This window comes from Pseudomonas avellanae BPIC 631 (assembly GCF_000444135.1).
Lineage (GTDB): Bacteria > Pseudomonadota > Gammaproteobacteria > Pseudomonadales > Pseudomonadaceae > Aquipseudomonas > Aquipseudomonas avellanae.
The window spans coordinates 1-13,134 of the sequence record NZ_ATDK01000338.1 but is presented as its reverse complement, the minus strand read 5'-3'; the positions used below and the strand labels follow the sequence as shown (position 1 = coordinate 13,134).

Here is a 13,134-nt window from a genome sequence, read left to right as displayed (position 1 = left end):
TTTTTTTTTTTTTTTTTTTTAATGATACGGCGACCACCGAGATCTACACTCTTTCCCTACACGACGCTCTTCCGATCTTTGCGCGGCGCAGCACAGATCTGTGACGCAGAGCGTCACCCAAGGCATTCCGACGCTGGAGCGTGCGGAACGATAATCCCAACTAACGTGCCACGCTCTTTCAGCTATCGTGCCACGCCCTTTCAACTATCGTGCGACGCTCCGCGTCGCATGCCGTTCTGGACGCTCCGCGTCCGATCTTGAATGTACGACGCGTGGCAGTTTTGTGAACCCCACCCGCCAAAACCTCAATTAAAAACCAACACATCGATCAAAAACGCGAAGCCCCTCTACGCCCCCTCCATAAATTTGTTTTATCCATAAGGGCGCTCTACTCTCAGGCTGGCTGACAGATGAGCTTGATGCGCAACTTGATAATGCTGCGATTGAATTTGGACGATACGTCAACGCTCTTGCCTGCCCCCACTTGCACACGCCGGGTGCGCGGCGCTTCTGGCCCATTGGTGAACACTACTGAACATTTGGCGTCTACGTCACCGTAGTTGTTGACGGTGATCGCCCCGGTGTCGTGGTAGACATCATGGGTTGCATAGTCGATTTTCACGTCCTGGTACTGCTTTTCCACTTCGATGGGGTACGCAAAGGCTGTGACAGGCAGCATGACCAGCAGTAAACAGCACAGTCGATTCATTCGTCGATCTCCGGGACGGGATTGTCAGAGTAGAACAATAGCCCGCACATTAAAGAGGAATTACAGCATGAAAGCGCCCCGCGTGACGCTCGACCAGTGGCGCACGTTGCAAGCCGTCGTCGATCATGGTGGTTTTGCACAGGCCGCCGAGGCATTGCATCGTTCGCAGTCATCGGTGAGTTATACCGTGGCGCGCATGCAGGAACAGCTCGGCGTGCCCTTGTTGCGCATCGACGGGCGCAAGGCTGTGCTGACCGAAGCCGGAGGAGTCCTGCTGCGGCGCTCGCGGCAGCTGGTCAAACAGGCCAGCCAGCTGGAAGACCTCGCCCACCACATGGAACAGGGCTGGGAAGCAGAGGTGCGGCTGGTCATCGACGCCGCCTACCCGTCGGCGCGGCTGGTAAGGGCGCTGACTGCGTTCATGCCGCAAAGCCGCGGTTGCCGGGTTCGCCTGCGTGAAGAGGTGCTCTCGGGGGTCGAGGAAGTGTTGCTCGAAGGCGTCGCAGACCTTGCCATCAGCGCCTACAGTATCGCTGGCCATCTGGGAACGGAAATGAGCTCGGTCGAGTTCATCGCCGTTGCGCACCCGGACCACGCACTGCATCAGGCCAATCGTGAGCTGACCTTCCAGGACCTGGAAAGCCAGTTGCAGGTCGTGATTCGCGACTCCGGCAGGCAGAAGCCCCGTGATTTCGGCTGGCTGGGCGCCGAACAACGCTGGACAGTCGGCAGCCTCGGCACGGCGGCGACCTTTGTCAGCAACGGCCTGGGGTTTGCCTGGCTGCCTCGGCACATGATCGAACGCGAACTGCGCGAAGGGCTGCTAAAGCCCCTGCCGCTCGACAAGGGTGGCATCCGCAACCCGACGTTCTACCTTTACTCCAGCAAGGACCGGCCACTGGGCCCGGCGACGCAGATTCTGATCGACCTGATCCGCACCTTCGACACCGCGCCGCTGACCGCAGCGCTGCCCGCCACTCAACAAGCCTGACAGGAGTAGGCAAATGGCTTTTTTCGAGCACGATGACTGTTCACTGCACTACGAAGAGTATGGCCAGGGCGAGCCTGTTCTGCTGCTGCACGGCCTGGGTTCCAGCTGTCAGGACTGGGAGTACCAGATTCCGGTGCTGGCCAGCCACTACCGCGTCATGGTCATGGACATGCGCGGTCATGGCCGCTCCGACAAGCCGCACCAGCGCTATAGCATTAAAGCCATGAGCAATGACGTCGAAGCGCTGATTGAGCACCTTCGGCTGGGGCCGGTGCACGTGGTGGGCCTGTCGATGGGCGGGATGATCGGCTTCCAGCTGGCTGGTCGATCAGCCGCACCTGCTCAAGAGTCTGTGCATCGTCAACAGCGCGCCGCAGGTCAAGGTCAGAAGCCCCGGCGATCTGTGGCAGTGGATCAGACGCTGGACCCTGTCCCGCCTCGTCAGCATGGCAACCCTCGGCAAGGCGCTGGGCAAGCTGCTGTTTCCCAAACCGGAGCAGGCCGAGCTGCGGCGCAAGATGGCCGAACGCTGGGGCAGGAACGACAAACGCGCCTATCTGGCCAGCTTCGACGCTATCGTAGGCTGGGGCGTGGAGAACAGGCTGGGGCGCATCACCTGCCCGACCTTGATTGTTGCGGCCGAACACGACTACACCCCGGTGTCGCTCAAGGAGGGCTACGTCAAAAGCCTGCCTAACGCGCGACTGGTGGTCATCAATGACTCCCGGCACGCCACGCCCCTGGACCAGCCTGAGCAATTCAATCGCACGCTGCTGGAATTCATCGCGGGCACTGGAGTCTGAAAACGTACGCAGCCTGTCCATGTGCAAGTCCATGTGCAAGCCGAGCGCCCAATACGCAGCGGATCTTGCGAGGCGCTGGGCAAAAAAAGCCAAACGTGTTTACCATGCTGGCCACAGTCGATATCTCTTACTGAAGGACGTGTTGCCACATGCTGAAAAAAATCGCTCTCGCCGCCTGCTCCGTGCTGTTTGCCGCCAACCTGATGGCAGCTCAAGACAAAGCCACGCATGTGGTACTCGATACCAGCTTCGGCCAAATTGAAATCGAGCTCGCCGACACCAAGGCCCCTGTCAGCACCCAGAACTTTCTGGGTTACGTCGACAGTGGCTTCTACAGCAACACCATTTTTCACCGGGTGATTCCGGGCTTCATGGTGCAAGGTGGCGGTTTCACCCAGCAACTGGTGCAGAAACCCACTAAGGACCCAATCCAGAACGAAGCCCAGAACGGTCTGCATAACGTGCGCGGCACCATTGCCATGGCCCGGACTTCGGATGTGAACTCGGCCACCAGCCAGTTCTTCATCAACACCAATGACAATGCCATGCTCGACAACGGCACGCGTGACTTCGGCTACGCGGTGTTCGGCAAAGTCGTGAAGGGCATGGACGTGGTCGACAACATCGTCAACGCCCAGACCAGCACTCAGAAAGGCATGCAAAACGTGCCAGTCGACCCGATCCTGATCAAGTCCGCCAAACGCGTCAACTGATCAGCAACCTGCACTGCACGAAGCCTTGGGGCTTCGTGCGGGCCGGACGGGAGAGCCTCCACTTATCAAGGAGAACCCACGTCGCGTGGGTGTGATAGCCAATGCTTTATCGTCGTTTTGAACAACTGATCGATATCTTCAAAGACGCCCCTACCGCTTCCCCGCCCAACACCGTTTTTGCGTTCTATCTGTACTACCTGCGTCAGGTATGGCCGACGTTTCTCGCGCTGTTGGTCGTGGGCCTGATCGGTGCGCTGATCGAGGTGTCGCTGTTCAACTACCTGAGCCGCATCATTGACCTGGCGCAAACCACGCCGCCCAAGGACTTTTTCAGCCTTCATGGCCCGGAGCTGATCTGGATGGTGGTGGTGGCCCTGCTGCTGCGCCCGATTTTCGTCGGTCTGCACGACCTGCTGGTGCACCAGACCATCAGCCCGGGCATGACCAATCTGATCCGCTGGCAAAACCACAGCTACGTGCTCAAACAGAGCGTCAACTTTTTCCAGAACGATTTTGCCGGGCGTATTGCCCAGCGCATCATGCAGACCGGCAACTCGCTGCGCGACTCGGCCGTGCAGTCGGTGGACACGCTGTGGCATGTGTTGATCTACGCGATCAGCGCCATGGTGCTGTTTGCCGAGGCTGACTGGCGACTGATGATCCCGCTGGGCACCTGGATCCTGGCGTTCATTCTTTCGCTGATGTATTTCGTGCCCAGGGTCAAGCAACGCTCGGTGGAATCGTCCGACGCGCGCTCAAGGCTCATGGGCCGGATCGTTGATGGCTACACCAACATCACCACCCTGAAACTGTTCGCCCACACCAATCACGAACAGCAATACGCGCGTGAAGCGATGCGGGACCAGACCGAGAAAAGCCAGCTGGCTGGCCGGGTCGTGACGTCGATGGACACCACCATCACCACCATGAACGGCGTGCTGATTGTCACCACGACCGGGCTGGCACTCTGGCTGTGGACCCAGTCAATCATCTCGGTGGGCGCCATTGCGCTGGCCACAGGCCTGGTGATTCGTATCGTCAACATGTCCGGCTGGATCATGTGGGTGGTCAACGGTATTTTCGAGAACATCGGCACCGTGCAGGACGGCCTGGAAAGTATTTCGCAGCCCGTCACGGTCAATGACCAGCCCGGCGCTAAACCGTTGAAGATCGAGAACGGTGGCGTCAGGTTCGACGGGGTTGATTTCCATTATGGCAATGGCAACGGGATCATTCACAACCTCAACCTGGACATAAAACCCGGCGAGAAGATCGGTTTGATCGGGCCATCCGGCGCTGGCAAATCGACGTTGGTGAATCTGTTGCTGCGCATGTATGACGTGCAGGGCGGCAGGATTCTGATCGACGGCCAGGATATTTCCCGGATAACCCAGGAAAGCCTGCGTGCGCAGATCGGCATGATCACTCAAGACACTTCGCTGTTGCACCGCTCGATTCGCGAAAACCTGCTGTATGGCAATCCTGACGCGACTGATGAACAGCTCTGGGAGTCGATCCACAAGGCCCGCGCCGATGAGTTTATTCCGCTGTTATCGGACTCCGAAGGCCGTACCGGTTTCGATGCGCATGTCGGTGAGCGCGGCGTCAAGCTGTCCGGTGGGCAGCGCCAGCGTATCGCGATCACCCGCGGCTGCTCAAGGACGCGCCGATTTTGATCATGGACGAAGCCACCTCGGCACTCGACTCGGAAGTCGAAGCGGCGATTCAGGAGAGCCTGGAAACGTTGATGCAAGGCAAAACCGTCATCGCCATCGCTCACCGCCTGTCGACCATCGCCCGCATGGACCGTCTGGTCGTCCTGGAAAAAGGCCAGATCGCCGAAACCGGCACCCACGCCGAACTACTGGCCCGCGGCGGGTTGTATGCGCGGCTGTGGCAACATCAGACCGGAGGGTTTGTGGGGGTGGATTGAGTATGAGATTGCTGGCCTCTTCGCGAGCAAGCTTGGTCCCACAAGATCTTCAAGGCCAGTGATCTACCCGCTGCCATGTATACCCATGACTATCGTGCCAATGCTCCGCGTTGGCATGCATTTCGTGACGCTCCGCGTCACAAGTCTGCGCCGCTCCGCACAATCAAGAGCGGACGCAGAGCGTCCAGAACTGCATTCCCACGCGGAGCGTGAGGAACGAGATTCAATTCTCGCGCCGATGCTCCACGCGGGAAGGCATACCCTCCGCTACTCCGTTTGCCGATACGGCAACGCGCTGCGCGCCTCCTCGGCGTAGGCCATTATGCCGACCCGCTCCTGCTCCAGAAACTCGCTCACCGCGTCTTTCAGCCCTGGGTGCATCAGGTAATGCCATGAGCGGGTGATCTGTGGTTCAAAGCCGCGGATCAGCTTGTGTTCGCCCTGGGCACCCGCGTCGAACCGTTGCAGGCCGTGGGCGATGGCGTAGTCCATGCCCTGGTAGAAACAGGTCTCGAAATGCAGACGGTCGAACTCGGCCAGACAGCCCCAGTAACGCCCGTAAAAGCTGTCGCCACCGATCAAACTGAAAGCCATCGCCACAGGCCGTGAGCCCTGCAAGGCGATGACCACGCGAATCGATTCGGGCATGCGCTCGGCCAGCAGGCTGAAGAATTCGCGTGTCAGGTATGGTGCCTGCCCACGAATTTCGTAGGTATTGGAATAGCAGGCATAAACAAAGTCCCACAGCACTTCGCTCATTTGCCTGCCTTCGAGCCATTCAAACTCGATGCCCTGCCCGGCCACCTGCTCACGCTCTTTGCGCATCTGTTTACGCTTGCGCGAACTCAATGCATCAAGAAAGTCCTGAAAGTCCCGGTAGCCACGGTTATGCCAATGGAACTGACAGCCAATGCGCTGCAGCCAGCCCGGTTGCGACTCCAGCAAGGCATCGGCGGCCGGGTCGGTGAAGTTCACATGCGCGCTCGACAGCCCTTCGCTCTGCAGATAGGCCGGCAGCTCGCTGAGCAACTCCCTGCCGCCCTCTGGCGTGGCAGACAGGATACGCGAGCCGCCGACCGGGCTGAACGGTACGGCCACCAACAGCTTGGGGTAATAAGCGATGCCAGCACGCCGACAAGCGTCTGCCCAGCCGTGGTCGAACACATATTCGCCGTACGAATGCCACTTTCGATAAGCCGGTAACGCCGCCACCAACTGATCGTTTTCGTAGTGCAGCACATGCTCGGCACGCCAACCGGAGCGCGGCCCAAGGCTGCCGCTGTCTTCCAGCGAGCTGAGAAAGGCATGGCGCAGGAACGGCTGGTTGCCCGGTACCAGCGCATCCCATTGAGCAGGCGCAACGGTGCCGAGGTTGTCGATAACGTGAACGGGCATGCAGGTTCCCCGGTGGGCAGGCTTTGTAAAGAGTATCCCTTATTGAGGCATTGTATTCACAGCATCCGAGATCCGCCACGTAAGATTGATAGCGAAGTCACTGACCGCCTGCGTGCGCTCTGTGGAGATCAGCGTAACCTGATCAAGATACTGCTGATCGGATTGCTCGTCCGGCGGCAACTCATCCAGCGTGGCAAGGCGCTGAAGGAAAGGAAGCTTTATCGGCTCGAAATCAGAGGCGTAGCGGGTCTCCAGATAATTCATCCAGAACTCCCTCGCAATCATTGACTCAAAAAACGCCTGAGTCCCTTCGCGAGCAATTACTTCGTTGTAAGCAGCCTCCAGATCGTCAGCACTGGCCCTCGCCATATTGCTGAACAGCATGGTTCTGGGCTGAGCGGGCAACTCAAGTCGAGCCTGTAAGCCGATGCGATAGGCCAGACGCACTTCCGCTTCATCCACCGGCTCACGTAGTTCCTGACGAAGGGCAATCTCGCGCAGAGCAGTTCTTTCCACCTGATCCAGACGTTCCAGGCTCCGGCTCATCTTGAACAGCTCCAGCGGCTGCGTGACATGCGGCGCGGATGACATGATCGAAAGCATCCAGACACGAATTTCCATATCCGAGAATACCAATGCCAGTCCATCGCCGCATGTCTGAGGGTGGGCTGCAAGATCGAATAACTGGAGACGAAGCTGCATGTTTGCAGAAGCCGATACGATCATTGCCCAGACGCGAGCGGTAAGCTCTTCCCGGTTATTTGTAAAATCAGCCGAGTGAGCAAGGTCACTCAGCACCTGAAAAAAATCTGTAGATCCGGCACAGGCCCGCAGATCTTGCCAAACGCTCGTCCGCACCTCTACTTGTTCACGGCTCATACCGGCAAGCCAGGGTGCGCTGCCCGGCCCTGCCTGCAGTGGCTGACGGGTTTGGCTGACACCCCATCGCGGGCGTATCCTGCCTTCACGAAACAGCCTGATACGCTCCAGCGTCTGTGGGTTCAACGGATTGCCGTTCAGGTGCAGATGAAGGCGAGAGGAACTGAGGGAAAGGTCGATATTATCGAGCGCCTGGATCGATATGTCCGAAATGTGGTTGTCCCGCACATCAAGACGAATCAAATCAGACCGGAGCCAGTTGCACTCGGGCAGCGCATCAATACCTGTAGCGCGCAATAGTAGAAGGCGTAATGAATTGAGCGCATTGATACGCGTCCCCGTTCCCAGGGAGCAGAAACTGAGGTCCAGAATCTCCAGTCGGCTCAGGCTCTGCAACGTAGCGTTGGAGGCGTCGGTCCAGCTCAGGGGGTTATGACTGACTGACAACTCTGCAAGCCGGGTCATCCTGGCTATCGACTCAGGCAAGGCCTGCAAGCCATTGAAGTCCAGACTCAGCGACTGCAGGTTATTGAAGTTTTTCAGTAATGCATCAGCGTGCGGCTGAGTAAGCCGCATGTTGCGCCCTTTCAACACCACCACATGGCCGAAGCTGGCAGCCATATCCGGTAGTTGTCCCATGTGCAGATTATCCAGATCAAGCGTATACCCTATAAATTCACCCTGATAGTTCCTGCAGTAAATGCTGAGTCTTTTCCAGCACTCGTGAATACGCCTCGCCACGACCTCCCTGTCCCTGCGCAACGAAGAAAACGGCGTGTCATCTACCCAAGTGTTCAAAGTGACTTGAAGGTTGCGTAACTCATCGGCGAGGCTACGTAGCCTTTGCCGAACGAAATTCGATAACTCGCTATCTGATCCAGTATGTTCAGCCCGTAACTCATCAAGAAAGCTCGACACTTCATTATCGGAAAAATCCGGGTACAGGCTTTTTACCGCCAGCTCAGGCGAGTGGCTGGAGGCTCCGAAGCCCAGTCGGCGAAAAAAACCGCGCAGACGCCCACTCATGGGATAGCCGATACGCCCGCCGGGTAGTCTCTGTGGCCATTTGAGGCCCGGTTTGACAGGTTGCAGACGCAACGTTTCAGCTACCAGGTCGCGTCGAACGAACGCGATTTGCCCCAGCATATTGCGCAATGTTTGCTCGTCCGCATTCAAAGGCAACTCGATATGGGTACGCGTCACGTCAGGAAGCGCTCCCAACAAGGCCTTGAAAAAAGACCGATCAATCGCGCCCATAGCATCACCTGACGGATTGAAAAGCTGGTACCCCGCTTCAGTCTTCACCAAAATCCTGTGCGGTGCGCCAGCCTGGTTTGCATCGAGGCTGGCGATGGTGTCCCCTTCCAGATTGTCTTTCAGAAGATCAATCGAGATGTCGCCACGCCAGCCAGGCACGTACCGCAACAAGCCAAGCCCCGCGACATGAGTATCCGGATTGAGCGTCGCACTGTGGTAAAAGCCTTCAAGGGTCCTGTTCACCCGTAACTGCTGCTGATACTCGCGGGCCTGTTCGGCAAGTGCCAGTGGAATACGCTTTTGCGAGGTCATTCGCGTTTTGTCCTCATCGCTTGCCATGTTCATCAGCTCTATGGCAATGCTGTCCGGCAAGCGGCTGAAGTCCCGCTGAATCAATTTGACCAGCGGCTCGTCAGCATGACTATTCAACGCCTGAACACCGTCAATCAACTGCTCTGTCCGCCGTTGTGCATGATCAGCCAGATGATTGGCAATACCGCGCAGCTGCACAGCCCTTTCTGTACTTTCACTGCCAGCCATCCGGCTGATCTCAGCAGGCGTCAAACTATCAAATACCTGGCCGATGACCGCCACAAGATTACGTGTCGGCCCTGTCACATGAGACGAAAGCGTCATCTCGGAACCTGCGTTCCAGGCCTTGACCAGGGTTCCTTGCACGTCGATCAGCAACAAGCCTCGATTTTTGTTCCAGCGCGGCGAAGAGGTGATCAACTGCATCCATGGCTCGACATGAGAAACCATTATCTGCGCCAGCTCCGGCCCCTGAAGACTTTCGATACAGCCTTGCAGTTCGTGCTCGATCTGTACACGCTCAATGGCATCGCCAAGCAAGGCCGGGGGCTGAAAGTTCTCGACATGTACCTGACGCAAGACCGCTTCATCGGTGCCGCTCACCTGCAGGACTTTCTGAATCTGTGCCTCTGTGAACGCGTTACAGGTGGGGTTCAAGCGTCTGAAGGCGGTCACCTCGTCCCAGCCCATGGGGTTTTCCCATTCGTGGCGCCAGGCCCCCGCGCCATTGTGCTCCAGTTTCGGTGAGTAGCGACGGGCGTCCAGCGGGTGCCGGACACGCCAGTTCTGTCGGTTTGCGTCCGCCTCGACCCGATAAAGCTTACCGTCCAGCGGCAACCAGGTCTTGCCATCCAGCTCATAGAGCCCTAAAGCATTGGGGTTCAGGGAGTCAGGCAACGTGACTGTGTCAGCGAATGAGTCGAGGGTCGGTTTGCCAAGGCGCACGGAGCCGTCGACGGTCTTTTGCACCAGGCTTTCGATAAGCATAGACGGCTCAACGCGCCTCAATGCACCCGCTACACCGCCCACGACCAGCATCTGGGCCACGTTTTCACCGATGTCATAGACATGCTGCATGGCCTCTTCAACTTCTCCATGCGTCCAGTCCTGATAGGCGACGAACGCTTCGCTGGCCAGTTGATAGAGAGCGACTGCGGCCATTATCTCGCCCAACACCGGCAAAAAGAATCCGGCAGCATTGAGCATGTTCATGCCGCTGTTTTCCAGACTTTCAAACAATGCATCACGGGCCTGCTGATCCACCTGCGCGGACGGCACCGCTAAGGCTCTTGAATCGCCATAGGTTTTGCTCAGCAAGTGATCGTAAAGCAACTCGAAAGCAGGCTTTGAAAACGGCTGCGCCTGCAACACCAAATCCGCGTTGACATCCAGCGTGTGCTCCGAGGCTGGATAGAGACGCGATTTCAACTTGGCAAAGAATTCCGGACTGCGGCTCAAACTGATGAAGCGACTGAAATATTGCCGATAGCCTTCGCTGTCGAGTGATCTCATCAGGCTGGCGTTGAACGCCTGGAGCGACGCGTACTGTTTGATTGGATGAGATGGGTCGCAAGGCATGTAAACCATGCAGGGGCCGCCATCAGGATTATCAATGTCCTGCTGGATCAGCAGGGCACCGTGCAAAAGACAGCCTGAAAAAGCGTAAGTATCGAGCATGTGCAACTGGCAATAGCGCAGCCCCTTGCCATCCCATTGTGGGCGATCTTCGGGCTTCACCACATTGAGAAGCACCTGGTAAGCCGTATCAGTGATATCCCCCTTCATCATGGCAATATGCGCAAGCACCTCGACGGCATCACGCTCACTGTCAATGAAAGCAGCGGCGACCGCCTGCGCAGCATCTGGCCCGGTGGGCTTGAACACAGAGTCCAGATGGGACTGGTATTGGGTGCCCAGATCCAGCTCATGGCAAAAGTCAGCGAACTGTTCAAGGCTGATATCAAGACGATCCTTGTATTCGATCCTGTACCTGCGCTGAGCGCTGTCGGTCAGCCAGTAACGCAGCCCCCCTGTGCGCAGGATTGCCGAATAGGGATCGAACCGGCTTCGGTTGCTGGAAACGAAGTTTTGCAAGGCTGCCTGCAAAAGCGTCTGCTCGAGAGGGTCAGGTTTCCAGGCACTGTCATAGCGCCAGGTCATAAGCTGGAAGGCTTCCACATCCAAAGCGAGTTTGAAACGTTCAAGAAAAGCGTGCGATAGCACAGGTGCTGCAAACATCTGCGCCGATAACAGGCGGCTGCGAATGGGCTCCAGCGCCTGCCGGGAGCGTCCGGCTTTCTGCTGGCTGGCATGCAGGGCCTGTCGCAATGCTGCCGGAGCACTTAAATACCAGGCAGGTAAATTGCTTCTGATGAACCCGGTGTTTGGGTGGTCGGACTCGAAGGGGGCGGAGTCGAGCGGCGGTGTGGGGGGCAAGGAAGCAGGCGCTGCTTGCGTTTCAGGTGGGGTGCGGACAATAGACATGGTCGATACCGGTAATAGCTTCGTGAAAAGCCAACACGATAAAGACCCGACGACCTGCAGGTGACATAACGGGATATGACAGGTAACGCTTATTGCTCAAACGCTACCCATCGAACGCCATCAACGCTTGCGCAAAATCACGCTGCCGATGGAATAACCGGCACCGAACGAGCTGAGCACCGCCAGCGCGCCTTTCGGCAAATCATCCTGATAGGTATGAAACGCAATGACCGATCCGGCCGAGCTGGTGTTGCCGTAGGTGTCGAGAATCACCGGTGCTTCTTCGACCGTGGCCTCGCGGCCCAGCAGCTTCTTGGTGATCAGGTGGTTCATGCTCAGGTTGGCCTGATGCAGCCAGAAGCGCTTCACGTCACTGATGTTGATGCCGTTGTCCTGCAAATGCGCGCTGACCAGCTCGGCGACCATCGGGCACACCTCACGGAACACCTTGCGCCCTTCCTGCACAAACAGTTTGTCCGGCGCGTTCTGGCCTTCAGCTGAAGTGCGATTGAGGAAACCGAAGTTGTTGCGGATGTTGTTGGAGAATTTGGTCAACAGGCGGGTGCTGACGATATCGAACTGAAAAGCCGACGTGGCGAGGTCTGCACGCTCGACCACCACTGCCGTCGCGCCGTCACCGAAGATGAAATGGCTGTCGCGGTCGCGAAAGTTCAGGTGCGCGGTGCAGATTTCCGGGCTGATCACCAGCAAGGCGCGGGCCTGGCCGAGCTGTACGCTGTTGCAGGCGGCCTGAATGACGAAGGTGGCCGAAGAGCAGGCGACGTTCATGTCAAAACCGTAGCCCGCAACGCCCAGCGCTTCCTGAATCTCGATGGAGATCGCCGGGTAGGCACGTTGCAGGTTGGAGCAGGCGACGATAACGCCGTCGATATCAGCAGCCGTCTTGCCTGCACGCTGTAGTGCCTGATTGGCCGCCGCAACACCCATCTGGCACAGGATCGACCATTCGTCATTGCCGCGTTCAGGCAGGTTGGGCTTCATGCGCTGCGGGTCGAGAATGCCCTGTTTGTCCATCACAAAGCGGCTTTTGATACCCGATGCCTTCTCGATGAACGCGGCGCTGGACTCGCTGAGCGCTTGCACTTCTCCACGCTCGATGGCGGCTGCGTTGTCAGCGTTGAACTGTGCAACGTAGGCATTGAAGGACTGCACCAGCTCTTCGTTGGAAATGCTGTCGGCCGGGGTGTACAGGCCTGTGCCGCTGATGACGACGTTGTGCACGGTCGTTCCTCTTTTATTGAGTTGCAGGTAATGACCTGCTCAGGCACGGCATCTGCCAGCCCACACTTATTGGGACCAGCGTACCAGTGCTAAGGTAAAAGCTGCCCGCAAGCGGGAGCAGCGTTTCATGACACAGTGAAGACAGGCGCGGAGTGTGCCACAGAGCCCGGTTTTGGCGCTATCGGGCCAAGCTACATACTTATACCTAAACGGTACATAGAATTTTAGGAGATCCAATAATGTCTATTAAAATCAGACTTTTGAGTATCACGGGTTTACGATGTAGGCATACATCGTAATGCATCGCTCCCTAGTGTACTGTTTTCGAAAAAACCAGCTACTAACTAACGTAAAATTCAAATTTTATCAATAACTTAGGTTGCAGGACACGGGTAAATTATTTCGCAAACAGTACA

General features: G+C 57.4%; 7 protein-coding genes and 2 pseudogenes. 5 read left to right on the top strand and 4 right to left on the bottom strand.

From position 1 onward, the window contains the following. Nucleotides 1–394 precede the first annotated feature (394 nt). On the bottom strand, nucleotides 395–709 hold the full coding sequence (locus DW49_RS0120680; protein WP_005619929.1) for a hypothetical protein: 315 nt from the start codon (nucleotides 707–709) through the stop codon (nucleotides 395–397). A 67-nt stretch (nucleotides 710–776) separates the two neighbouring features. On the opposite strand from DW49_RS0120680, the gene DW49_RS0120675 reads away from it, so the two are divergent. The 5 genes and pseudogenes from DW49_RS0120675 to DW49_RS01000000128655 all read left to right on the top strand — a co-directional run bounded on the left by DW49_RS0120675 (nucleotide 777) and on the right by DW49_RS01000000128655 (nucleotide 5,149). Beyond that, entirely contained in the window at nucleotides 777–1,700 is a 924-nt protein-coding gene (locus DW49_RS0120675; RefSeq protein WP_005619930.1) for a LysR family transcriptional regulator, read from the top strand. A 13-nt stretch (nucleotides 1,701–1,713) separates the two neighbouring features. Next, a pseudogene (locus DW49_RS1000000134335) lies at nucleotides 1,714–2,124 on the top strand (alpha/beta fold hydrolase); the annotation flags it as partial. A 22-nt stretch (nucleotides 2,125–2,146) separates the two neighbouring features. Continuing rightward, the gene (locus DW49_RS1000000134330; RefSeq protein WP_005619931.1) at nucleotides 2,147–2,503 is read left to right on the top strand and encodes an alpha/beta fold hydrolase; all 357 of its coding nucleotides are present in this window, start codon (nucleotides 2,147–2,149) and stop codon (nucleotides 2,501–2,503) included. A 149-nt stretch (nucleotides 2,504–2,652) separates the two neighbouring features. Continuing rightward, entirely contained in the window at nucleotides 2,653–3,216 is a 564-nt protein-coding gene (locus DW49_RS0120665) for a peptidylprolyl isomerase A (protein WP_005619932.1), read from the top strand. 101 nt (nucleotides 3,217–3,317) lie between these two features. Next, nucleotides 3,318–5,149: pseudogene (locus tag DW49_RS01000000128655) on the top strand (ABC transporter ATP-binding protein). Between the two features lie 267 nt (nucleotides 5,150–5,416). On the opposite strand, the gene DW49_RS0120655 reads toward DW49_RS01000000128655, so the two are convergent. The 3 genes from DW49_RS0120655 to DW49_RS0120645 all read right to left on the bottom strand — a co-directional run bounded on the left by DW49_RS0120655 (nucleotide 5,417) and on the right by DW49_RS0120645 (nucleotide 12,718). Beyond that, entirely contained in the window at nucleotides 5,417–6,544 is a 1,128-nt protein-coding gene (locus tag DW49_RS0120655; protein WP_005619933.1) for a GNAT family N-acetyltransferase, read from the bottom strand. A gap of 39 nt (nucleotides 6,545–6,583) precedes the next feature. Then, nucleotides 6,584–11,476: an NEL-type E3 ubiquitin ligase domain-containing protein gene (locus tag DW49_RS0120650; protein WP_024421377.1), complete on the bottom strand. Its 4,893-nt coding sequence runs from the start codon at nucleotides 11,474–11,476 to the stop codon at nucleotides 6,584–6,586. 120 nt (nucleotides 11,477–11,596) lie between these two features. After that, entirely contained in the window at nucleotides 11,597–12,718 is a 1,122-nt protein-coding gene (locus tag DW49_RS0120645; protein ID WP_005619935.1) for a beta-ketoacyl-ACP synthase III, read from the bottom strand. Between the last annotated feature and the right edge of the window lie 416 nt (nucleotides 12,719–13,134).